Annotated in this window: 22 protein-coding genes; 4 read left to right on the top strand and 18 right to left on the bottom strand. The window is 63.7% G+C overall.

Features of this window, described 5'->3' with window-relative positions:
• Nucleotides 1–54: 54 nt before the first annotated feature.
• The 9 genes from G3O01_RS23445 to G3O01_RS23405 form a co-directional block, all read right to left on the bottom strand.
• Nucleotides 55–864 carry an SDR family oxidoreductase gene (locus tag G3O01_RS23445; protein ID WP_205808150.1) on the bottom strand — a complete coding sequence of 270 codons (810 nt, stop codon included), beginning with the start codon at nt 862–864 and terminating at the stop codon, nt 55–57.
• Complete coding sequence (locus G3O01_RS23440) at nt 861–1,754, bottom strand: aldose 1-epimerase (RefSeq protein WP_205808148.1); 894 nt, start codon at nt 1,752–1,754, stop codon at nt 861–863. Before G3O01_RS23440 ends, G3O01_RS23445 begins: the two co-directional genes overlap by 4 nt.
• Nucleotides 1,755–1,756: 2 nt before the next feature.
• On the bottom strand, nt 1,757–2,590 hold the full coding sequence (locus tag G3O01_RS23435; RefSeq protein ID WP_241024205.1) for an aldolase/citrate lyase family protein: 834 nt from the start codon (nt 2,588–2,590) through the stop codon (nt 1,757–1,759).
• 17 nt (nt 2,591–2,607) lie between these two features.
• Entirely contained in the window at nt 2,608–4,350 is a 1,743-nt protein-coding gene (gene araD / locus G3O01_RS23430) for an L-arabinonate dehydratase (protein ID WP_205808146.1), read from the bottom strand.
• Between the two features lie 5 nt (nt 4,351–4,355).
• On the bottom strand, nt 4,356–5,177 hold the full coding sequence (locus tag G3O01_RS23425) for a TSUP family transporter (RefSeq protein ID WP_346779217.1): 822 nt from the start codon (nt 5,175–5,177) through the stop codon (nt 4,356–4,358).
• Nucleotides 5,174–7,204, bottom strand: a complete 2,031-nt coding sequence (locus G3O01_RS23420) for an alpha-glucosidase (RefSeq protein WP_205808144.1) — start codon at nt 7,202–7,204, stop codon at nt 5,174–5,176. The genes G3O01_RS23425 and G3O01_RS23420 overlap by 4 nt, the downstream gene beginning before the upstream one ends.
• A 38-nt stretch (nt 7,205–7,242) precedes the next feature.
• Nucleotides 7,243–8,991 carry a solute:sodium symporter family transporter gene (locus G3O01_RS23415; protein WP_205808141.1) on the bottom strand — a complete coding sequence of 583 codons (1,749 nt, stop codon included), beginning with the start codon at nt 8,989–8,991 and terminating at the stop codon, nt 7,243–7,245.
• A gap of 137 nt (nt 8,992–9,128) precedes the next feature.
• Entirely contained in the window at nt 9,129–10,595 is a 1,467-nt protein-coding gene (locus G3O01_RS23410; protein WP_205808139.1) for an NAD-dependent succinate-semialdehyde dehydrogenase, read from the bottom strand.
• Nucleotides 10,596–10,617: 22 nt separating this feature from the next.
• Entirely contained in the window at nt 10,618–11,508 is an 891-nt protein-coding gene (locus G3O01_RS23405) for an SMP-30/gluconolactonase/LRE family protein (RefSeq protein ID WP_205808137.1), read from the bottom strand.
• A gap of 178 nt (nt 11,509–11,686) precedes the next feature.
• Between G3O01_RS23405 and G3O01_RS23400 the strand changes: the two genes are divergently transcribed.
• Nucleotides 11,687–12,784 (top strand): LacI family DNA-binding transcriptional regulator, encoded by a 1,098-nt coding sequence (locus G3O01_RS23400; protein WP_205808136.1) that lies wholly within the window; start codon nt 11,687–11,689, stop codon nt 12,782–12,784.
• On the opposite strand, the gene G3O01_RS23395 is transcribed toward G3O01_RS23400, so the two are convergent.
• Nucleotides 12,772–13,011 (bottom strand): hypothetical protein, encoded by a 240-nt coding sequence (locus G3O01_RS23395; protein WP_205808134.1) that lies wholly within the window; start codon nt 13,009–13,011, stop codon nt 12,772–12,774. The two genes, G3O01_RS23400 and G3O01_RS23395, sit on opposite strands and share 13 nt — an antisense overlap.
• 421 nt (nt 13,012–13,432) lie before the next feature.
• Between G3O01_RS23395 and G3O01_RS23390 the strand changes: the two genes are divergently transcribed.
• Complete coding sequence (locus G3O01_RS23390) at nt 13,433–15,856, top strand: membrane-bound PQQ-dependent dehydrogenase, glucose/quinate/shikimate family (protein ID WP_205808132.1); 2,424 nt, start codon at nt 13,433–13,435, stop codon at nt 15,854–15,856.
• Nucleotides 15,857–15,949: 93 nt separating this feature from the next.
• Nucleotides 15,950–16,981: a porin gene (locus G3O01_RS23385; RefSeq protein ID WP_205808130.1), complete on the top strand. Its 1,032-nt coding sequence runs from the start codon at nt 15,950–15,952 to the stop codon at nt 16,979–16,981.
• A gap of 19 nt (nt 16,982–17,000) precedes the next feature.
• On the opposite strand, the gene G3O01_RS23380 is transcribed toward G3O01_RS23385, so the two are convergent.
• Both G3O01_RS23380 and G3O01_RS23375 read right to left on the bottom strand, forming a co-directional pair.
• Complete coding sequence (locus G3O01_RS23380; RefSeq protein WP_205808128.1) at nt 17,001–17,831, bottom strand: aldo/keto reductase; 831 nt, start codon at nt 17,829–17,831, stop codon at nt 17,001–17,003.
• Between the two features lie 38 nt (nt 17,832–17,869).
• Nucleotides 17,870–18,709, bottom strand: coding sequence for an amidohydrolase family protein (locus G3O01_RS23375; RefSeq protein WP_205808126.1), 840 nt, complete (start codon nt 18,707–18,709; stop codon nt 17,870–17,872).
• Nucleotides 18,710–18,852: 143 nt separating this feature from the next.
• Here G3O01_RS23375 and G3O01_RS23370 point away from each other — a divergent pair, with 143 nt between their 5' ends.
• Nucleotides 18,853–19,749: a LysR family transcriptional regulator gene (locus tag G3O01_RS23370; RefSeq protein ID WP_205808124.1), complete on the top strand. Its 897-nt coding sequence runs from the start codon at nt 18,853–18,855 to the stop codon at nt 19,747–19,749.
• A gap of 9 nt (nt 19,750–19,758) precedes the next feature.
• On the opposite strand, the gene G3O01_RS23365 is transcribed toward G3O01_RS23370, so the two are convergent.
• The 6 genes from G3O01_RS23365 to G3O01_RS23340 form a co-directional block, all read right to left on the bottom strand.
• The gene (locus tag G3O01_RS23365) at nt 19,759–20,175 is read right to left on the bottom strand and encodes a cupin domain-containing protein (RefSeq protein ID WP_205808122.1); all 417 of its coding nucleotides are present in this window, start codon (nt 20,173–20,175) and stop codon (nt 19,759–19,761) included.
• A gap of 36 nt (nt 20,176–20,211) precedes the next feature.
• Nucleotides 20,212–20,967, bottom strand: a complete 756-nt coding sequence (locus G3O01_RS23360) for an SDR family oxidoreductase (protein WP_205808119.1) — start codon at nt 20,965–20,967, stop codon at nt 20,212–20,214.
• A gap of 32 nt (nt 20,968–20,999) precedes the next feature.
• Nucleotides 21,000–21,242, bottom strand: coding sequence for a hypothetical protein (locus tag G3O01_RS23355; protein WP_205808117.1), 243 nt, complete (start codon nt 21,240–21,242; stop codon nt 21,000–21,002).
• Between the two features lie 391 nt (nt 21,243–21,633).
• Nucleotides 21,634–22,092, bottom strand: a complete 459-nt coding sequence (locus G3O01_RS23350; protein ID WP_205808115.1) for a carboxymuconolactone decarboxylase family protein — start codon at nt 22,090–22,092, stop codon at nt 21,634–21,636.
• Nucleotides 22,093–22,115: 23 nt separating this feature from the next.
• Nucleotides 22,116–22,760: an NAD(P)H-dependent oxidoreductase gene (locus tag G3O01_RS23345; protein WP_205808113.1), complete on the bottom strand. Its 645-nt coding sequence runs from the start codon at nt 22,758–22,760 to the stop codon at nt 22,116–22,118.
• Entirely contained in the window at nt 22,757–23,194 is a 438-nt protein-coding gene (locus G3O01_RS23340) for a GNAT family N-acetyltransferase (RefSeq protein WP_205808111.1), read from the bottom strand. Before G3O01_RS23340 ends, G3O01_RS23345 begins: the two co-directional genes overlap by 4 nt.

Below are 23,194 nucleotides of genomic sequence, written 5' to 3'. Positions count from 1 at the left end.
TCCTTTGGTTTTAGTGGTTCTTCTAGTGATGACGCGAGAGCGGCCGCCGCCCGTCTATCCGACGACCGACACCTGCGCGAGTCCGGCATCGACGATCAGGTTCTGGCCCGTGATCGCCGCCGCTTGCGGACTCGCGAGAAACAGCACCGAATCCGCGATATGCGCGGGTTCGACGCGGAACTTCAGACATTGCAGATCGATAAACTGCTGATCGGCGGCGGGGTCGCGCCACAGAGCAGTCTGTCGCGGCGTGACGACTGCGCCAGGCAGCACTGCGTTGACGCGAATGCCACCGTCGCCGAGTTCACGCGCCAGGGTGCGCGTGATGCCCGAGATCGCCGCCTTCGAAGCCGTATAGCCGATCAGGTTCGGGCGCCCGCGCAGCCAGGAAATCGAGCCGAGATTGATGATCGAGCCACCGCCCGCTGCACGCATGCCAGGTGCAACGCGTTGCGTCGCGAACACGTGATGCGTCAGATTGACGGCAAGCATCTCGTTCCACATCTCGACCGACAGATCATCGAGCGCGTGGCGCGTGTCGCGGCCTGCGTTGTTCACGAGCGTGCGGATCGGTCCGAGTGCATGCGCCGCATCGTCGAGTACCTGGCGATACGCGTCGATATCGCGCACGTCGCAGCGCGCGAACCAGGGCCGTACACGCCTGACCGACGACGCGTCGCCACCCGCCCCGCCAAGCCGCTCGCACAGCGCGTTGCCGGCCTCGTCGTCGAGATCGCAAAACGCAACTTGCGCGCCCTGCTCCCAGAACGCTTCGACCATCGCTTCGCCGATGCCCGATGCGCCGCCCGATACGAACGCGACTTGCCCAGCCAGCGCCGGATACAACGGACGGTTTGAATTCATGACTCGCTCCTGAGTGATTCTGTGTTCAGCGTTTGCATCGACATGGCGACGCTTGCTTCGAGTGCTTCGCCATGCGAGAGCACATGCATGGGTGGCTCGTTGCCGTTGAGCGCATTGTTCGCGTGACTGACAGGCTCGAATGCGAAAAATGGCTGGCCTGTGGGACGAAAAACAACTGCGCAGCGCAACGCATCGCTCGCTTCGATTGCGATCCGATGGTGCGGCGTGTCGATATGCGCGCTTCGGCTCCAGCCGGTGAAGCAGTTATCGACGACTGTTTCATCCAGTGCGCTGAATTGCGGTGGCTTCGTGCTCGCGCACGGCAGGTCGTTTGCGTCGCTGACCAGCATCGATGCGAACTCCGATTGCAAACGCGTTGCGCCTTCAGACGTATCGAGTGGAAAGAACGGATGCCAGCCCACGCCACAAGGCGCTGTGCGTGAATCGGTGTTGATGACGCGCATATGCAGCGTCAACTGATCGCCGTCGATTGCGACACGCTGCTGCGCTTCGAACGCGAACGGCCAGTTCTCATCCGGCGTGTGCGCCAGTCGCATATCGATAGCGTTCGCACTGCTTTCCCGCACGGACCACGCCCGCTGGAACCCGACGCCGTGAATCGCATGCGACATTCCAGCAAGATTCTTCGCCAACGTGTAGCGCGAATCGCCGAATCTGAACACGCCGAACGCGATGCGATTCGAAAACGGCACGAGCGGATAGCACGCCGTCTTGCGGACGTTGCGCGCTTCGAGTTCCGCGACGGGCGTCGGCCGCAATACGTCGCGGCCACGCCAGCGCGCATCGACGATCGCGCCGCCCAGCGACGGCGCAACGCGCACCTGCCACGCGTCGTTACCCAGCGAGAACAGTTCCGGTGCACTCGACATGATCAGTACGGCCCGCCCGCATTCGCGTTCGCCTTCACCTGATCGAGTTCGGCGATAAACGCATTGGCCTGGCGCATCATCATGCCCATGTCGGACGCAATGGCCACGTAGTCGTAGCCCATTTCGACGAACTCGCGCACCATCGCGGGCGTCGGTCCGACAATGCCAATCGGCATGCCGATCGCGTTCGCGCGTCGCGCGCAATCGGCGAGCGCGGCACGCACTTCCGGGTCAGCAAGATTGCCGATCTTGCCCATCGCCGCCGACAGATCGCCCGGCCCGACGAAGAGCGCATCGACCCCCGGCACGGCCGCAATCGCTTCGAGTTGCGCAACAGCTTCCGGCGTTTCGAGTTGCACGATGCAAGCAGTCGCTTCGTTGGCGCGCGTGCCGAATTCGCTCCATGTGCCATAACGGCTCGCGCGATGCATCGCCGCGAAACCGCGCGTTCCGAGCGGCGGGAACTTGGTCGATGCAACGGCTGCACGTGCTTCTTCCGGGCTTTGCACGTACGGGAACATCAACGTCGGCGCGCCCATATCCAACGCGCGCTTGGCAAGGGTTGCGTCATTGCGCGCAATACGCACGACAGGCGCCGCGCCGCCGCACTCGACGGCTTGCAGCATGTGCAGCACGTCCGTGAATTCGAGCGGTGCGTGTTCCATGTCGATCACCAGCCAGTCGAAACCGGCATGCCCGAATGCTTCCGCCGATGCCGCCGAGCCCGACATCAACCACGTGCCGAGCGGCTTCGCGCGCATCGTGCTGCCGTCCTTGTGTTTCAGTGCGTCGCGGAACGCATTGCGCGTCGGGTCCTGTTTGATCCTGTTGGCCATTGTGTTGTGTCCTGTGTTCAGAAAATCGACGGTTCGACGGGTTCTTCGAAGCCCGTCAGGAAGTCGAAGTCGCAGCCCTTGTCGGCTTGCGAAACCCGCTCGATGTAAAGACGGATGTAACCGCGCTTGCGCGGCGCCGGCGGCGCACGCCAGTCTTCGCGACGACGCGCGAGTTCTTCGTCGGACAGCACCACGTCGAGGCGTCCCGCTTCGACGTCGAGTTCGATCATGTCGCCCGTGCGGATCAGCGCAAGTGGGCCGCCCGCCGCTGCTTCGGGCGCAACGTGCAGCACGCAGGTGCCGTAGTGCGTGCCGCTCATGCGCGCATCGGAGATACGGACCATGTCGCGCACGCCTGCCGCAAGCAGCTTTTTCGGAATCGGCAGATTGCCCCACTCAGGCATGCCGGGCGCGCCGATCGGACCGCCGCCGCGCAGCACGAGCACCGTGTTGGCATCGACGTCGAGATCGGGCGCGTGAATCTTCGCGTTCATCTCGGCAATCGAATCGAACACCAGCGCGCGGCCGCGATGCTTCATCAGATGCGGGCTTGCTGCGCTCGGCTTGATGACCGCGCCGTCGGGCGCGAGATTGCCGCGCAGCACGCCCAACGCGCCGCGTTCGCTGACGGGATCGGTCAGCGGGCGGATCGCGTCTTCACCTTGCGGACGCTGGCCCGCTTCGAAACGCGCGATGTTCTCGCCGAGCGTTTCGCCCGTCACGGTCACGCAATCGAGCTTCAGATATTCCTTCACGCCGCTCAGCAATGCGGGCAGACCGCCTGCGTAATAGAAGTCTTCCATCAGGCGCTTGCCCGACGGAAATACGTCGGCGAGCACGGGAACGTTCTTGCCGACACGCGCGATATCGTCGAGCGTCAACGGCACGTTGCCGCGGCCTGCAATCGCGATCGTGTGAATCGCGGCGTTGGTCGAGCCGCCCAGCGCCATATACGTGACGATGCCGTTCTCCACCGACTTGCGATTGAAGAAGCGGCTCGGCTTCAGGTCTTCCCACACCATGCCGACGATGCGCTCGCCGCTGGTCGAACACATACGCGTGTGCGAAGCATCCATCGCGGGAATGCTCGTTGCGCCGGGCAGCGTGAAGCCCATCGCCTCGACAATCGACGTCATCGTGCTGGCGGTGCCCATCGTGTTGCAGGTGCCGGGCGCGCGCGTCATGCGCGCTTCGAGCGAAATCCATTCGGGCTGTTCGATGTTGCCCGCCACGTATTCGTCCCAGAACTTCTTGGTATGCGTGCCTGCGCCGACCGCCTGGCCGCGATGACGGTCGTTGAGCATCGGGCCTGCCGGCACGAAGATGCACGGCAGATCCGCGGACAGCGCGCCCATCAGCAGGCCGGGCGTGGTCTTGTCGCAACCGCCCATCAACACCGCGCCGTCGATGGGCAGCGAGCGCAGCAGTTCTTCCGTTTCCATCGCGAGGAAGTTGCGGTAGATCATGGTGGTCGGCTTGACCATCACTTCGCCAAGCGACATCGCGGGCAGTTCGAACGGCATGCCGCCGGCCTGCAGAATGCCGCGCTTCACGGCTTCCGCGCGCTCACGCAGATGCGCGTGACACGGCGACAGGTCGCTCCACGTATTGATGATGCCGATCACCGGCCGCGACATGAATTCTTCGCGGCGCAAACCCATTTGCTGCAAGCGCTGACGATGTGCGAACGAGCGCATGTCGTCGGGTGCAAGCCAGCGCTGGCTGCGCAGTTCGCTGAGTTGTTTGAGCTTTTGTTGCACGATATTCACGCCGTGATAGAACGAAGTTGAGGGAATGCCACGCTGACCTTGGTGCGTGCGTGCGCGCTCGCGCTCGTGACGGCGGGCGCGACGAGGCTCGCGCCGGCAATCGCCAGCAGCACGAAGACCACGCGCCGCACGGCCGTCGGCGACCAGTTGGGCGGATAACGGCGCGCGAGCCACGTCACCGTCAGCACGACGGGCAACGCTTCCGCGCTCAGCGCAAGCGATGCCGCGTCGAAGCGACCTTGCGCAAGCACGATGACGAGCCGCAGCACGGCATTGACAGCGAACAGCAGCACCAGCGTGTCGCGCACGACGACGCGATCGAGCGGCTGGCGATAGAGATGGAACACCATCGGCGGACCGGCGCTGGCAAACACGCCGCCCATCACGCCGGAGATGCAGCCATAGAATGCAAACGTACCGGGCGATGCAAGCTGCGCGCGCGGCTTCGATTGCACGACGAGCAACAGGCTGCACGCGAGAATCGCCAGCCCGAGCGCGAAGCGCACCGCGCCGATTGCGTTATCGGAAAGCCATGCGAGCAGACATGCGCCCAACGCGACACCGACCAGGCTGCTGCCATAGGAAGGCACCAGCAAACGACGCGGCAACGCGGGCACGCCGCGCACCAGCAATGCTGCGTTGGCAAGCACCATCACCGTGACCACGTTCGCTGCGACCGGCAGCGGCGCGAGATGAAACACCGCGACGAGGCCAAGCAATACGAGTCCGAAAGCGAAGCCCGTGAGGCTTTGCGTGAACGTCGCGGTCGCAACGCACACGGCGAACAGCAGATGGTGCAGGAACGGACTGAGGCTCACGCTGCGTCCTTCGCCAGTGCGAGCAGTTGCGCTTCGCGCGCCGCACCGGCACGCACGAAAACAGGCGGCTCGCCGAGCGGAGCAGCCACGTCGACGTGCTGACCGCCTTCGTGACGCTTGCCGCTCCACAGATGCGTCCACGCATCGCCTTGCGGCAGATACACACGCCATTGCTCTGCACCTGCCGCATGCACAGGCGCGACGAGCAGATCGCGGCCGTACAGGTAGTGATCCTGGATCGCGTAAGTGGCGCGATCGTGTTCGTAGTGCAGGAACAGCGGACGCTGCAACGGCAGACCGCGCGCCGCCGCTTCATCGACGAGACCTTGCACATAGGGCTTCAACGCGACGAACACACGCGTCATGCGCGCGAAGTGTGCGAGTACGTTGTCGTCCTGCCAGAACTGGAAGTTCTCGCCGGGACGATTGCCTTCGTGCGTGCGCATCATCGGCGTGAACGCCGCCATTTCGGCCCAGCGCTGGAACAGCTCCGGCGTGCGCGTGTTGCCGAACAGGCTCGTATAGCCGCCGATATCGCTATGGTGATACGCGTTGCCAAGCAGACCCGACGACAGCGCACCGCAGATCACCGTCTGCAAACCATCGTGACGCGTGAAATCGACGGATTGATCGCCTGCCCACAGCAACGGGCAATGTGCCTGTACGCCCGTGTAGCCTGCACGCATGAAGAACACAGCATCGCCGGTGCGGCCCGCGCGTTCGATGGCGCTTGCATTGACCTCTGCCCACAGCGTCGGCCACGCGTTGTGCATCAGCTTCGCGTCGATGCCGTTCGCGAGCGTGACATCCGTCGGCAGATATTCGCCGAAGTCCGCCATCCAGCCATCGAGACCTTTGTTCAGCATCTCATCGCGAATCACGCGCTCTTCGAACCAGCGCGATGCCGCCGGATTCGTGAAGTCCACCACGCCGCAATCGAACTCGCCGAAATCGACGAGATAGTCGCTGCCGTCTGCACGTGTCGCCAGATAGCCGGCTGCTTTCGCTTCGATGTACAGCGTGCCGTCATTGCACAGATACGGGTTCACGTAACCGAGAAAACGCACACCTTCCGCATTGAGTTGCCTGACCCATTCCGCGTGCTGCGGATAGCGCGTTTCATTCCAGCGCCAGTCCCAGAAGAGACGCTTGCCGAACGACGTCTGGCGAATGCCGACCCAGTCTTCGCACCACAATCCGCCGACCTTCAGGCCCGCTGTGCGGCTTTGCTCCATGATGGTCTGCGCATGTTCGCGGCCATTCTTCAGGCCGAGAATCGCGCCGTCCATCACCCATTCAGGCAACGCAGGCTGTCGACCGAAGCGTTGCGAAACGCGTTCGACGAGCGTGACGAAATCGTCGGCAAAGATGAACTCGAGTCGCTCAGGAACGGCCCAGAATTGCAGTTCGTGCCGCTCGGCATGACGGAAATCGAAGTCTGCATAAGCCGTAGTTTCAGCGTGCAGGCAGTACTTCTGCGACGATACGAAAGTCGGTTGCGGATAATTCGTGTTGTAGTAATCGCCGCCCGACTTGGACGTCGTATCGGCCTGCCACGTCAGATGCGTGCTCTTGTCGCGGCCCACGCCGGGCTCGGAGGTCCACAGCGGGAAGTTGCGGCCGCGCAGATCGAAGTACGACATCTGCTCGCCGCAGCCCCACACATGCTCGTCTTGCTGCGCGGGCACGCGCCACCACACGCGGTTGATCTCGCCGTTTGCTGCCGTGAGCGCCAGTTGCACACCGTGCGCCGTTTGACTGGCGACGATGGTCAACTCAGGCGCAGCTTGTGCATCGCGTGCCAGTTCCACACGCGCACTGCCATCTTCGAGCAACGTCAAACGCGCGTCACGCAGCGCCACGCGTTCTTCCACATAATCGCTGATGTCGAAATTGCCGCGATACATGTCGATCGTCTCGACGCCATGTCCCACGAACACAGCGGGTGCATCCGGCGCATGTTCGAAAAGCGTGCGGCCCGCGGCGCGCAATACGAGCTTGCCGCCCGCTTCTTTCTGCCAGTTCATCAGCTTTACCTTGCTATTGCGTTGGTTAATACGGTCGATCAGTGCCCGTTCGATTCGCTCGGCGACTGGTTCCACGCCAGCGCACGCTCGCCCGCCGATGCGCGCCGCCGGAACAGCGCGATCAATGCAACGGCCACACACCATGTCAGCGCGATCAGCACTTCGTATTGCGTCGTCACGCCGCCTTGCCGCGCGACACCGATCGGCGAGAACGTCAGATAGATGCTGACCAGCATGGCGATCAGAAACACACTCATCGTGCTGGCATGACGCCACGGCGTGAGATCGCCTGTCTGCCGCGATTGCGGCTCATACGCTTTCGCACGTTGATGCCACGTACCGAGCACAAGCATCAGCGCCACTTCGCACACGAACAGCACGCCCATGATGTGAATGAAGTTGATGCCGAGCTTCTTGTCGACCTGGAACACGAGAATGCCAAGCGTGTAGACGATCACATGCAGCAGCAACACCATCTTCGCGGGGAACGCGCCAATCTTCTTGCTGAAGAAGCCCACCAGCACCACAGCAATAATCGGAATGTTGTAGAAGCCGGTGAAGCGGCGCATCACGGTATAGATGCCATCCGGCGCGTACATCAGCAGCGGCGCGACGAGCAGCGACACCACAGCGATCACCACGCTCGCTGTCTTGCCGACGCGGATCAGCTTTTCATCGCTGACCTCCGGCTTCCACACGCGATAGAAGTCGAATGCGATCAGCGTTGCCGTGCTGTTGATCACCGCGTTGAAGTGACTCATCACCGTGCCGAACAGCACTGCGATAAAGAAGCCTTTGGCCCACCACGGCAGCACGTCGGTGACGAGCGTCGGGTATGCGAGATCCGGGCGGCCCAACGGATGCGATGCGTACAGATGAAACGCAACCACGCCCGGCAACATCATGATGAGCGGCACGAGCAACTTCATCAGGCCCGACAGCAACACGCCCTTTTGCCCTTCAGCAAGGCTCTTCGCTGCGAAGGTGCGCTGCACGATCGCCTGATTTGTACACCAGTAAAAGAGGTTCGCGAAGATCATCCCCGTGAACAGCGTGCCGAACGGAACGGAGTCGTGCGGGCCGCCGATTGCGGAGAGCTTCTCGGGCGCTTGCGTCGCAACGGTGTGCACGCCAGCGAAGAAGTCGCCATGACCGAGCGCGAACAGACCGAGCACGGGCACGAGCAGACCGGCAACCAGCAGACCGACGCCGTTGATCGTGTCCGACACGGCCACCGCGCGCAGTCCGCCGAAGATCGCATACAACGCGCCGATGATCCCCGACATCCACACGAGTATGGTGATCGTCGCCGGATAGGACGTGCCGAGCAGCGCCTGCACGCCGAACACCTGATTGAACGTGATCGCGCCGAGATACAGACCCGACGGATTCGCCACCAGCATGTAGCCGATCACGAAGAATGCGCTGACCACACGGCGCGTGGTCGAGTCGAAACGCTCTTCGAGGAACTGCGGCAAGGTCGAGAAGCCGCCGCGAAGGTAGCGCGGCAGAAAGAACATCGCGAGCGCGACGGTCGCAATCGCGGCGGTGCATTCCCACGCCATCGCCGAGAGGTTATGCGCGTAGGCATCGCCGTTCAGGCCGACCATCTGCTCGGCAGAAAGATTGGTCAGCATCATCGAGCCCGCAATGAACCAGCCCGTCAGCCCGCCGCTCGCCATGAAGTAACCGCGCGCGCCGTGATCCTTCGCGCGCCGCGTGAACAGGTACGACACGAAGCCGACCAGCGCGGTGAAAAAAGCAAAACTCAATATGGTGAAAATCATTGTCTCCTCGTCCCTTTGAGGTTGTCGTCGGACTTCGAGCGGGCGATCCGCTGGCAACCTGCGCCGCTATTTTCGCAGCGCTGCGATTTCTGCGCGAGCTTTGCAGCGTGTCGTAAGGCTCGCCGGAAGGCCAGCCGTTACGCCACTTGCATGCACAGGTACTTCATTTCCAGGTACTCGTCGATACCGTATTTTGAACCTTCGCGTCCGAGGCCCGACTGCTTGACGCCGCCGAACGGCGCTTCCGCGGTCGAGATCAGCCCCGTGTTGATGCCGACCATGCCAAACTCCAGTGCTTCCGCGACACGCCAGACGCGTGCCATGTCGCGCGTGTAGAAGTAGCTGGCGAGGCCGAACTCGGTGTCGTTGGCAAGCGCGATCACGTCGGCTTCGTCGGTGAAGCGCATCACGGGCGCGACCGGGCCGAAGATCTCTTCACGCGCGACGCGCATCGACGGCGTGACGTTGGTCAGCACGGTCGGCGCGTAGTGGCGGTTCGTACCGTCGCCGCCCAGCGCGAGCGGCTCGCCGCCGCAGAGAATCTTTGCGCCTTGTGCGCGGGCATCGTCGACGAGTTCGCTGACCTTGGACAACGCGCGAGCGTCGATCAGCGGACCGATCTGCGTCGACGGTTCGCGTCCGTCGCCGCAACGCAGCGCCTGCACGCGCGTCGCGAGTTTGTCGACGAAGGCTTCGTAAATGCCCGCCTGCACGTAGAAGCGGTTGGCGCACACACAGGTCTGGCCCGCGTTGCGGTACTTCGAAATCAGCGCGCCTTCGATAGCTGCGTCGAGATCGGCGTCGTCGAACACGATGAACGGCGCATTGCCGCCCAGTTCCAGCGACAGCTTCTGGATATGCCGCGCGCCCTGCTCCATCAGCCGTGCGCCGATGCCCGTCGAACCCGTGAACGACAGCTTGCGCACGATCGGGTTGCCCGTGAGTTCTTCAGCGATGGGCTGCGGATCGCCCGTCACGACATTGAGCACGCCCGCCGGAATGCCGGCGCGTTCGGCAAGCGCCGCGAGCGCGAGTGCCGAGAACGGTGTCTGGGACGCGGGCTTGAGCACCATCGTGCAGCCCGCTGCGAGCGCCGGTCCGGCCTTGCGCGTGATCATCGCGGCGGGGAAATTCCACGGCGTAATCGCGGCGCACACACCGACTGGCTGACGGATCGTGAGAAGGCGCCGGTCGTTAGACGGCGTCGCGATCACGTCGCCATCGACACGCCGCGCTTCTTCCGCGAACCATTCGATAAAGCTCGCAGCAAACGCGATCTCGCCTTTCGCTTCCGCGAGCGGCTTGCCTTGTTCCATCGTCATCAGCAGCGCGAGGTCGTCCTGATGGTCGAGCATCAGGTCGTGCCATTTGCGCAGCAGCGTGGCGCGTGCTTTTGCCGTCAGCGCGCGCCACGCGGGCAGCGCAGCTTGCGCCGCATCGATGGCTTCGCGCGTTTCGACAGCGGTCATCGACGGCACGCTGGCGATCAGCGCGCCGGTTGCGGGATCGGTGACGTCGAAGGTGCGGCCGTCGCGTGCCGCGCGCCATTCGCCGCCGATCAGGCAGTGCGTGCGTAACAGGGTGGAGTCTTTCAGATCAGGCATGTCGGGGTCCGTCGAATGTGAATCACACAGATGCGCGCCAGCGCGGCTCGGGCAGTCCCGGCACGTCCGTGCGCATCGCAAAGAGTCCGCCTGCTTGCGGCTCGCGTTCCAGTTCTTCGGCGCTGCGTCCCGCGCGCGCCGTCGTGATGTAGAGCGTGCGCAGATCGTCGCCGCCGAACGCGCACATGGTCGGGCAGCGCACCGGCACGGGATAAACCGAATCGACGCTGCCGTCCGGTGCAAAGCGGACCACGCGCCCTCCTTCGTAGAACGCGCTCCAGTAATAGCCTTCGGCGTCGACGGCTGCGCCGTCGGGGCGGCCGCGATCGGTCGCGGTCGGCTGGATGCGCGCCCACACTTCGGCTTCACCGGCGGCGCCTGTTGCGAGGTCGTACGCGCGGCGATAGATCGTGAAGTTCGGCGTGTCCGAGTGGTACAGCCAGCGGTTGTCCGGGCTGAAGGCCAGTCCATTCGACGTCAGCAGGCCAGCCGCCAGCGCGTCGAGCTTGCCGTCAGCAAACCGGTAGAGATGGGCGTTGCCGCCCGCCTTCGGTTCGTCGATGGTGCCCGCGAAGAAGCGGCCCGCCGCGTCGCAGCGTCCATCGTTGAAGCGGCTCGTGCGTACGTCTTCGGGGTTCGCGGCGAGTTGCCCCGTTGGGCGCGCCGCCTCGTCGAACATCCAGATGCCCGAGCGCAATCCCGCGACAAAACCGCCGCCCTCGCGCAGCGCAAAGCAGCCAATGTGCTCCGGCAGCGCAAACGTCCGGTCGATGCCCGTCGCGGGATCGAAGCGATGCAGCGCCGGCTCGAGAATGTCGACCCAATACAGCACGCGCTCGCGCTCGTCCCAGCGCGGGCATTCGCCGAGTTCGGCACGGGCGTCGAGGACGCAGCGGAGATCGGAAGAAGACATGTTTGCGTAAGCTGTTTAGGGCGCATCGCTAAAATCGCAGCGCTGCGAAATAATAGCGCTACGATTCTGGAGACCGATACCAGGGTTAGTGCGGAGACAATGACTCGTTGCGCTGCGTCAATTACAATATAAGCTCCGCGCCGAATGCGGCGCCCGCCCTTCCCACCGCTTGCAGCCCATGTCTCAGACAGCCAAGGCACCGCGCTCCCGGCGCAGCACCAACCGGGTCACGATGGACGACGTCGCCGCCCGCGCGCGCGTGTCCGCCAGTTCCGTTTCGCTGTTTTTGCGCAATCCCGAGGCGGTGTCGCCCCGTATCGCGCCGCGCATCAAGCAGGCCATCGACGTGCTCGGCTACGTGCCGAACCTGCTGGCGGGCAGTCTGGCCGCGGCGCGCACACGCGCGATCGGCGTGGTCGTGCCGTCGCTGGGTAACGCGTTCTTCTCGGCGACGGTCGCCGCGATGCAGAAGGAGTTCGACCGCCACGGATTTCAGTTGCTGCTCGGCGCGACCGAATATCAGCCCGGCCGCGAAGCGGATCTGGTGCGCACATTCCTGTCATGGTCGCCAACCGCGCTGGTCGTCACTGGCTGCCGTCACGACGATGAAACGCGCGCGTTGTTGCGTAGCGCACGCGCGCCCGTTGCGGAAATGTGGGAACTCGGCGAACAGCCGTTCGATCTGCAAGTCGGTTTTTCGCACTACGCGGCAGGCGAAGCCGTCGCGCGGCATATGCTGGATATCGGCGCCAGGCGCGTCGCGTTCATCGGCGCGCGGATGGCGAGCGACGTGCGCGCGCGGCAGCGCTGCGAAGGCTTTGGGCGCGAGATGCTGAAGGCGGGCATTGACGTGCACGTCGAGGATGTGGCGGGCGACGCATCGCCGCAAACGGGCGCCCACGCGCTCGCCGACATGCTCAAAGCGATGCCCGATCTGGACGCGATCGCCTGTTCCAATGACGTGATCGCGCTCGGCGTGCTGTTCGAAGCGCAACGGCGCGGCATCCCGATTCCGCAGCAACTGCGTGTGGCAGGATTCGGCGATCTGCCGTTCAGCGAAGAATGCGTACCGCCGCTCACCACCATTCAGCCGCGCGCAACCGAGATCGGCCTGCGCATCGCGCAGGAACTGATGGAGCGCACCGAACACGAACCCGAAGCGGAGATCGAACCGCGTATCGTCGATGTCGGCTTCGAGCTGGTCGTGCGCGCCAGCACCTCGACCACGTCAATCACGCCACCCACGCCCACCGTCAGGCAGGATCAGGACGCGTAATCGGAAGCCGTGAGCGGCGACGTCTGCACCGTCGGGCGCGCCTCGCGCGCAAACATCCGACGACATGCCGCGCGATTCTGCGCCGTGCCCGTTGCAAACGACACGGAATCGCACATCGGCGCCCGGCCGTCACGGTCGGCGGTATGACTGGCAGGCTGCAACGTGCCGGCGTTGGCGGCACCGCCAACCAGCAGCAAGCTCAACGCAAGTGGCTTGAAAATATCCATGGTCCTTCACGCCGGAAACCTTGTTGGGCAAGGCGCCGCACGTCCTCTCACTTCGACCTCTGAAGTCTAGCAGCAGCCCGTGCGCGCTTCACAGGAAGGGCGCTGCAAAACACTCTTGTAGAACACGGAAGGATGGCAGTCCGCAGTGCCTCCTGCGGACTTTGCTTCGGGATTCCCCGAATTGCGTTAAAATGTACGAACTAGTTAGTCCTATGTGAATTTGCGCCGCCGTAACAGGTCCGTTCCCGGCGCATCTGTCCACATCGCGCTCGTCGCGCCCAGCCCGTTGCCCGGCGCGCACCCGAGCCAACCCGTCACGGTGGAAGCCATCGCGCGTCGACTTCGCGGCCGGCTGCCCGCGCTTGCGCGGCCCGGCGACGGTTGGCACGCGCCCACTTTTGCGTACCTTTGAAGACAAGCAATGTCCAAGCAACCTCAAACCAAGCCAGTATCGACGGCAGCCCGCGTTGTCCTGGCGCTCGCGGGCGTACTGGGCCTGCTGCTCGGCCTGTACTTTGCGATCGGCGGCACCATGCTCGTCGCGCGCGGCGGCACCTGGTATTACCTGTTGATGGGTCTCGCCGTCTGCGCGGCGGGCGTCCAGCTCGCGCGACGCAAACCCGCCGCGTGCGTGATCTTCGCGTTCGTGATCGTCGCGACCGTGTTGTGGGCCGTGTGGGAAAGCGGCTTCGATTTCTGGCCGCTGCAGGCGCGCATCTTCATGTTCACGATGATCGGCATGGTGCTCGCACCCGTTTATCCCGCGCTGCGCCGCTTCCAGGGCAAGAGCCCCGCGAAGGGTGCCGCGTGGACGGCGGGCCTCGTGCTGCTCGCGTGCAACGCATCGTTTGTGTATGGCATGTTCGTGCCGCACGGCATATTCGGCAGCGAGTCGAATGCACCGATTGCTGCAAATGCGAACAGCAATGGCGGTGACTGGTCCGCATACGGACACTCGGCGGGCGGCGACCGTTTCGCGGGCTACACGCAGATCGATCGCAACAATGTGAAGAACCTGCAGGTCGCGTGGACGTACCACACGGGCGACACGCCCGTCAGCCCCGGCGGTGGCGGCGCGGAAGACCAGGAAACGCCGCTGCAGATCGGCGATACGCTGTTCCTGTGCTCGCCGCACAACACGGTGATCGCACTCGACGCCGCGAGCGGTCACGAAAAGTGGCGTCACGAATTCCCGACCAAAACCACTGTCTGGGTGCGCTGCCGCGGCCTCGCGTATTTCGACGCGACGAAGCCCGTGCAGCAGCCGAGCGTGGCCGGTTCGACGCCTGTGACGCCGGTTGCATTGGCGGATGAACATGCAGCATGCCGTCGCCGCATCTACATGAACACGATCGACGCGAAGCTCGTCGCGCTCGACGCCGACAACGGCAAGCTGTGCGCCGACTTCGGCAACGACGGCATCATCGATCTCAAGGCAGGCCTCGGCAACGCAGCGAGCCCGCTGTACGAACTGACCTCGCCGCCGACGGTCGCAGGCACGACCGTGGTCGTCGGCGGCCGCGTCGCGGACAACGTGTCGCTCGACATGCCCGGCGGCGTGATTCGCGGCTTCGACGTGATGACGGGCGCAATGAAATGGGCGTTCGATCCAGGCAATCCGCAGGACAAGCAGGCGCCCGCGCCTGGCAAGACCTTCACGCGCTCGACGCCGAACGTATGGGCGCCGATGTCGTATGACGCGACTTCGAACACCGTGTACATGCCCGTGGGCAGCGCGGCAATCGATCTGTGGGGCGTGAAGCGCACGAAGCTCGACGAATCGTACGGCGCGTCGATTCTCGCGCTCGACGCAACGACGGGTATCGAAAAGTGGCACTTCCAGACTGTCCACCACGATCTGTGGGACTACGACGTGCCGATGCAGCCGACGCTCGTCGATTTCCCTGTCGATGGCAAGACGGTGCCGGCGCTGATCGTCGGCACGAAGATGGGCCAGCTGTTCGTGCTCGACCGCCTGACGGGCAAGCCGCTGACGAAGGTGATCGAGCAGCCGGTCAAGTCCGCGACGATTCCGAACGAGCCGTACGCGAAGACGCAGCCGCTGTCGGTCGGCATGCCGCAGATCGGCGCGGAAGTGCTGAAAGGCGCCGACATGTGGGGCATGACGCCCGTCGATCAGATGATGTGCCGCATCGTCTTCCACGGCATGCGTTACGACGGCCTGTTCACCGCGCCGGATACGGACACCTCGCTCAGCTTCCCCGGCTCGCTCGGCGGCATGAACTGGGGCGGCCTGTCGTACGATCCGAACGCGGGCATGATCTACGTGAACGACATGCGCCTCGGCCTGTGGGTGCATCTCGTCAAGGAAGAGCGTAAAGAAGGCACGTCGAACGGCAACGAAGCAGTGAATGCAGGCATGGGCGCAGTGCCGCTCGGCGGCACGCCGTATTCGGTGACGAAGGACCGCTTCTTTTCGCCGCTCGGCATTCCGTGCCAGAAGCCGCCGTTCGGCAGCCTGACGGCAATCGATCTGAAAACGCGCAGCATCGCGTGGCAAGTGCCGCTTGGCACGGTGAAAGACACGCGTCTGTGGGGCGTGCAGATGCATATGCCCACGCCGATCGGCATGCCGACTATCGGCGGCTCGATGAGCACGGGCGGTGGCCTCGTGTTCTTCGCCGCGACGCAGGACTACTACCTGCGCGCGTTCGACAGCTCGACGGGACGTGAAGTGTGGAAAGCGCGTCTTCCTGTTGGCAGCCAGGGCACACCGATGAGCTATGTGGTGAACGGCAAGCAGTACATCGTGATCTCGGCGGGTGGCGCGCGTCAGTCGCCTGATCGTGGCGATTACGTGATCGCTTACGCGCTGCCGCAGTAACACACACGCATTACGAGCCCGACGCGCGCACGATCCTGCGCGCGTCGGGCGCTCGTCTTTCTCGCCAGCTTCACGGCGCTCTTTTTTTCTCTCATGAAACCTTCGCTACTCGCGCGGCGCACGTCGATTGCGCTCGCGGCGTTTGCCGCTTGCGCCTCGAGCGCGCACGCGCAGTCCTCTGTCACGCTATACGGCACGCTCGATACCAGCATCGAAATCACCAACCCTGGCGGCGGTTACGTCGCGCGGATGGATTCGGGCGCCTATCGCGGCTCGCGCGTCGGGCTGCGCGGTTCCGAAGATATCGGCAACGGCGTCCAGATTCTGTTCGACCTGGAAAATGGCTTCAGCTCAGGCAACGGCTCGCTGGCTGTCGCGAATACGATCTTCAACCGGCAGGCGTGGATCGGCGCGTCGACACCGTATGGCACGGTGCGAATCGGGCGTCAGTATTCGCCGATCTACATTCCGTTCAAGGGACAACTCGATGCCTTCGGCGCAGGCACGATCGCATCGGGCCTCAACAACCTGTCGAAGATCACGCCGTACGCGAGCAACGCGATCACGTATCTGTCGCCCGAATATCACGGCTTCTCGACGACGGTGATGGCGATGCTGCGCGATCCCGCCGACGACGACGGCAACGGCCTCGCCGGTCACATCGAAACCTTCGCGTGGCGTAGCGGCGGATTTCGCGTTTCCTACGCGCATCAGCAGACACACGGCGACGGCGCGTTGCGGGCGAACCTTGGCGGCGTCTCGTACGCGTACGGACCGGTCACGGGCTTCGTCTCGTTCTTCAATGGCGATGGCGGCACGCCGCGTTATCACAACGATGGCGTCTCGGTTTCCGCGCGTTATGCCGTCAACGCGCGCTTTCGCGCGTCGCTCGGCTACGCGTATCTGCGCGACCGTTCTGGCGGCGATAACAACGCGGACCAGTTCAGCGCGGCCTGCGAATACGATCTGTCCAAACGCGTGCTGCTGTACGCGGCCGCAGGCTGGTTGAGAAATCGCGGCGAGGGAGAGTTCACGCTCAAGGGCGTGAACGTGACGGGCCTCACACCGTCGTGGCCGGGCGCGGCGGTGCGAGGCGTGCAGTTAGGGATGATCGACCGGTTCTAGGTGAACCGTCGGCGCCTGATCACGCAGCGTCATCCCATTGCGGGGCAAACGCCGGATTCACGAGGCGTTCGTTCTTCGGCAATGCGGCAATCGTCGCGCGGTCTTCATCGTCGAGACGCACATCGAGCGATGCGAGGTTCGACGTCTGATTCGCCGCGCCAGCCGCCTTCGGCACGGCCGCAACGTTCTTCTGTTCGAGCAGCCATGCCAGTGCGATCTGCGTGGGCAGCACGTTGTGCTTGCGTGCAATCTCGACGATCGCCGGGATCTCCGACACGCGATTGCGCGCGAGCGGGCTATACGCCGTCAGCGCCATGTCATGTCGTCGCGCAAATTCGAGCAGATTCGTCTGACCGAGCGTCACGTGATATTCGACCTGAAGTGCTGCAAGCGGCGCGCCGATCGTTTCGACGGCCTCTTTCAGGAGCGGCAGCGGAAAGTTCGCCACGCCGACCGCGCGCGCCAGCCCGCGCTCCTTCAACCCGACGAGCGCATCGAGCGTGCTGCGCAGGTTCATGTCCGTCGTCGGCCAGTGAAGCAGAAACAGGTCCACGTAGTCGCTGCGCAGATCGCGCAACGAGCGTTCGCATGACGCGCGCAGCGCCTGCGGTTCGAGCTGGTCCCACCAGACTTTGCTGGTCACATGGATCTGCTCGCGCGGCACGGTCGTCGCAGACAACGCGGCGCCGACGGCATCTTCGTTCTGATAGCCGGCGGCCGTGTCGATATGCCGATAGCCGAGTTCAAGTGCCTGCACGACGGCGCGCGTGCAGTCTTCGCCGACCATCGGCCAGGTACCGAGACCGAGCTTCGGCATGTCGAGGCCGTGCCGGTTGACGATGTGTTCCAAGCGTTGTTTCTCCATCGTTGATATGAGTGCGCGGCGCGTCACGCCGCGTGCGTATCGAAACCGAAAAGCCGCCGCGGCGTGTCCCACTGGATCTGACGACGCGTGGCCGCGTCGGGCACGATCTGTTCGAACAGGTTCAGCAGCGGGCCATAGTCGAGACGTTCGGGCGCGCGCAGAAACGGCCAGTCGGAACCCCACAAGCAGTGTTGCGGACCGAAGGCATCGAGCAATGCCTGCACGTACGGCCACACGTCCTCATACGGATGCGCATGCTTCGAATACTTTTGCCAGCCCGACAGCTTGACACTCGCGCGACGGGTATCCGCCAGCCGCAGCACTGCCTGAAAACCTGCCTGGCCGATGCCCGCTTCGACATCGGGCCGGCCGCAATGGTCGATCAGCAATTGCGCGCCCTGCTGCGCGAGCCACGGTCCCAGCGCAGCCATCTGATCGCCGCACACCTGCACCTGCGCGAACATCCCGAGATCCGCCAGCATGGCAAACAGCGCGCCAGCATCGCGCACGAGCTCGATGCCTTCCATCGCCGGATTGAAAGCGACGCCGACGACACCTGCGTTTTTCAGCGCCACAAGCTCGCTTCGGCTGATATCGTTGTCGACCACCGCAATGCCGCGGAAGCGGTCTTTGTAAGTATCGAGCGCGTTGAGCAGGCAGCGGTTGTCGGTGCGATAACCGCTCGTCGGGCCGACGAGCAGCGCATGGCGCACGCCATACGTGTCCATCACGCGCACGAACTGCGCGGCCGTGCCGATCTCCTGCTGCGCAGGCCGATAGGCCGTGTCCTCGCGATACGGAAAGCGCGCGGGATCGAAAATATGACAGTGGCAGTCGATCTTGTCTTCGTCGAATACGCTCATCTCAGGTTCCATCTGCGGGCCAGCGTGTCAGCATCGCACATTCGTGGCACGGGAATACTAATGCGCGGCCGTGCCGCTGTCGTATGCCGTCTTTAGGCTACCCTATAACCTTTTGTTAATCACCGCCCGAATACGGAACAACCATGCGTTTCAAGCTGCGACAGATGGAAGTATTTCGAGCCGTCATGCTGACTGGCTCGATCAATGCAGCGGCAAAGATGCTGTACGTCTCGCAGCCGGCCGTCAGCAAGCTCGTCGCGCACACGGAGACCACGCTCGGGCTGCGGCTCTTCGAGCGCGCCAAAGGCCGGCTCGTCCCGACAGCCGAAGCGCATGCGCTGTATCGCGAGGTCGAGCAGGTGTATCAGTCGGCGTTGCGTGTCGACGAATTCGCACGTGCGCTCGCGCTCGGACCCGCGAGCCTGCTGCGCGTCGCGTGCAGCCCATCGCTCGCGCCTGCCGTGGTCGCGCCCGCTATCGTGGAGCTTAAGCGCCAGTTGCCCGCATTGAACGTCGACTGGCATACGACGCTGATGGCCGGCATGCCGCTGGAAGTATTGAGCAAGACAGTCGACGTCGCGATCACGTCGTTGCCCATCGAACACGAACATCTCGAAGCCGTGCCGTTCATGCGCGGCCGCATGGTCTGCGCGTTGCCGCCGAACCATGCGCTCGCAGCGTGCAAACGCATCGCGCTAGCGGACCTCGCGCACGAGCCGATGATCCTGTTTCGCCGCGATATCCCGTTCGGCACGATCATCGTTGCCGCGTGCCAGCAGGCGGATGTCGAGCTGACCTCGGTGGTCGATGTCACGCGCGCCGACCAGGCGCTTGCGCTCGTGCGCGGCGGACTCGGGCTTGCGATCGTCGACGAGTTCGCGGCCAGCGAAGCCGACTGCATCGTGCGGCCGCTCGTCGAAGACCTGGAGATGACGGCCACCTTCGTCTACTCGAAGTTCTCGCCGCCGTCGCGCAGCGCAACGGTGCTGATGGAGGCCGTGTGCCAACGCGCGGTTCAACTGGGCAGACGGATCAGCTGATCCGCGCATTCATTCGCCGAATGGTGTCGTCAGTTCCGTCTCGTTCGTATCGACCACGAACACGGCCAGCAGCTTTGCCGGCTTCGTCTTGCTCGCATTTGCGCTGACGCGATGACGGTCGCCGGGCAGCTCGGAGAAATTCTGCCCCGCCTTGTAGACCGTCACGGGCCCGTCGTTGACCTGGCTGCGAATTGCGCCTTCGAGCACGGTCGCATAGATGAACGCCGACTTCGCATGCGTATGCCCGGCCGAATAGCCGCCCGGACCATACTCGACGAGCACGCCCTTGACGCTCTTGCCCGGCACGTTCGGCAATTCATGCTGATAGACCAGCGTCACTTTGGCGCTCTTTTCCTTTGGCGTCTGCGCGAGCGCGGTGCCGAACGGCAAGCTGGCGACGAGCAGCGAACAGAGGATGCGTTTCATGTCCCACCTGTTGTTGTTAGTTCGATGCATGAGAAATCACGCCTTGTTCTGCGGACGGCGCAACCATTCGTCGAAGCCGGTCGTGCCGACGCGCGCGTCACCAAGCGGCACGAGCGACAGTTCTTCGACGATGCCGCCGAAATAGCGCGCTTCAGGGTCGCGCACGACTTCGCGCGGGTCGCCGACCGCCTTCAGATAGCGGGCGATGATCTCGTTGAACGGCGCGCGATCGGGCCCGGCAATATCGATGATGCCGTTGCGCGGCGCAGCGAGCGCGACATCGGCGACGATCGCGGCGACATCATCGGCGGCGATGGGCTGGAACATGCCCGGCGACATGTGCACCGTGTTGCCTTGCATCGACGAATCGGCAATGCCGCCGAGAAACTCCATGAACTGGGTCGAACGGATGACCGTGTACGGAATGCCGGAGGCCGCGACCAGCTTTTCCTGCGCGACCTTCGCGCGAAAGTAGCCATTCTCGGGCGTGCGGTCGGTGCCGACGATCGATAGCGCGACATGGTGCTGGACGCCCGCTTCCGCCTCAGCCGTACGAAGATTGCGGCCAGAGGTTTCGAAGAACTCCAGCACCGCCTTGTCTTCGAACGATGGCGAATTGGACAGGTCGATTACCACCTGCGCGCCCGCGAGGCCCTCTTTGAGCCCTTCGCCCGTGATGGTGTTGACACCCGTTCTGGGCGACGCGGCGACGACATCGTGACCCGCCTGACGCAGGATAGCCGCCGTCTTCGAGCCGATCAGACCCGTGCCGCCGATGATAACGATCTTCATGATTCACCCTCCATGCAAATGCACCTGCTGATTCAGTGGCCCGAATTCGGCGCGCAGCGCGGCAGATAGTTGCAGCTGGACGACTGCACCCAGCCCGCGCGTGTCGAACCGCCCATTGCCGTGCTGCTGCCGGACACGCCGCCATACTCGGTGGTGGTGGACGTCGTCGCGGCCGGTTGTGCATTCTGCTGCGTCGTCGTGTTCTGGGCGTGCGCGACGCCTGCCAAAGAGAGCGCGGTGGCGAACGCCGCGCACAGGATGATTCGTGTCTTCATGATTTGACTCCTTCAAAACGACATCACGTTTCGGAACGGGCAGCCGCGCTGGCTTCGTCGAAGACGATGCCGCGGCATGCGTTGCCTGACGGGCACTGCTGACGGTTCCGTACGCAGCCGGAGCGCGCCGGATGCACGGCTGCGCGCCTGGCTTGCTGCCTGGTTTCGATAGAAAAGGGGACGCGGCATCACCGCGGTTGGCGTTCGAGGTGGCAGATGCACCTGAAGAATCGTCAGAGGGCCGGTAAGCCCCGCGCGCGTAAAGAAAACGCACCATAAAAACATAGACGTTCTTCAGGAAAATGGAACATCAATTTGAAAGGCGGTCGTCAGTTTTTGCGTGCGTAGACAATGCGCCAATCGAATCCCGGTTCCCTGCCCTTTTGCGCCGTCAGTCGATCGGATCCGCGGCCACGGGCTGATGCATGCCAATCGCCATACGATTCCACGCATTGATCGCCGCAATTACCCATGTCAACTCGACAATCTCAGCGTCGCTAAAGTGCGCGCGCAAGGCCTGAAATTCGACTTCACGCTCCGTATGACTATCCGCGAGGCGAGTCATGGTTTCGGCCCATGCGAGCGCGGCCTGCTCTCTGGCGCTGAAGAACTCCGTCTCGCGCCATGCGGACAGCACGTTCAGACGCTGCCACGCTTCGCCGCTCCTGCGCAGTTCGCGCACGTGCATGTCGAGGCAAAATGCGCAGCCGTTGATCTGCGACACGCGCGTCTGCACGATTTCGATCAGCTTGCCGCCAAGCGGCGATTCGACCAGCGACTGGCTGACGGCGTACATCGATTTGTATTGCGCGGGTGCGAGGGCGGTCCACGGCAAACGGGGTGAATTCATGATGTGTTCCTGTATGAAATGAGTTAAGCGATCGAAGAAAGTGTGTGTCCGGGCGACTCATGACGCAGCCACTGCGCCGCTTTCTGTTCGACGAGAGCAAGTGGCTCGTCTGTTCTCGCGAGGCCGGCCGCATGCATGAACGTGACGTCCTTGAGTCCGATCACGCCCAGCACCGCCGACAGATAAGGCCGGAAGAAATCGGGCTGATAGGCCGGCTCGCGAAACATCGCGCCGCCCGCCGTCACCGCCACGAAAGTCGGCCGGTCGCGCAGCAAGCCGACCTTGCCTTGCGCGGTCGCGGTGAACGTCACATCCAGACGCACCACGTGGTCGATCCAGTTCTTGAGGACGGCGGGCACCGTGAAGTTGTGCACGGGCGTCGAGATCCAGAGCATGTCGGCTTCGTTCAGTTCGCGGATCAGTTCGTCCGATAGCGCGAGCGCATCGCCATATCGCTCTCTGGCCACGTCGGCGGGCAGCACCAGCGACTCCGCATACGCTTCCGAGATGGCGGGCAGCGGCTGTGCGCCAAGTTCGCGCCGCGTGATCTCGATGTCTCGCCCAAGGCGCTCGGCCATGGCGGGCAGCAGATGACGGGTGAAGTGCCGGCTCGTCGAACTGTCGCGCCGCGGGCTGCAATCGAGCAGCAGCAATTTGAGGCTGTTCATGCCAGGTCCATGCTGAAGTGAAGACCGCGTGCCAGCAGACCGCAGCGGAAATAGAAGCGTTGCGCGAGCGCATTGGCAAGCGCCGTATCGAGCACGAGGCGCTGGCAGCCATCGGCACGGCCCAGTGCGCCGATCTCGGCGAGCAGGCGCTCACCGTGGCCTTTACCGCGCCCTGCTTCATCCGTGATCAGGTCGTCGACGTAGACGAAGCGGTCGTGAATCAGGTTGTCGATACGCCGATAGCCGGCCAGCGCGACGGGCTTGCCGTTCTCCCACACGCCGAGCAGCCGGTATCCCTGCGCGCGTTGCACCGCGACGCGGGCGACGAACTCCTCGACCGATTTCAAATGGGGACGCAGTTGCTGCATGACGGCGAAACAGGCCTTTAAATCGGCGTCCGTTTCGGCGTGTCGGAGGATGGGCGTGTCAGTCAT

The sequence above is a fragment of the Burkholderia sp. Ac-20365 genome, assembly GCF_017104715.1.
Taxonomy (GTDB): Bacteria; Pseudomonadota; Gammaproteobacteria; order Burkholderiales; family Burkholderiaceae; genus Paraburkholderia.
The sequence above is the reverse complement of the archived record's forward strand: the minus strand, read 5'-3'. Positions and strand labels throughout refer to the sequence as shown.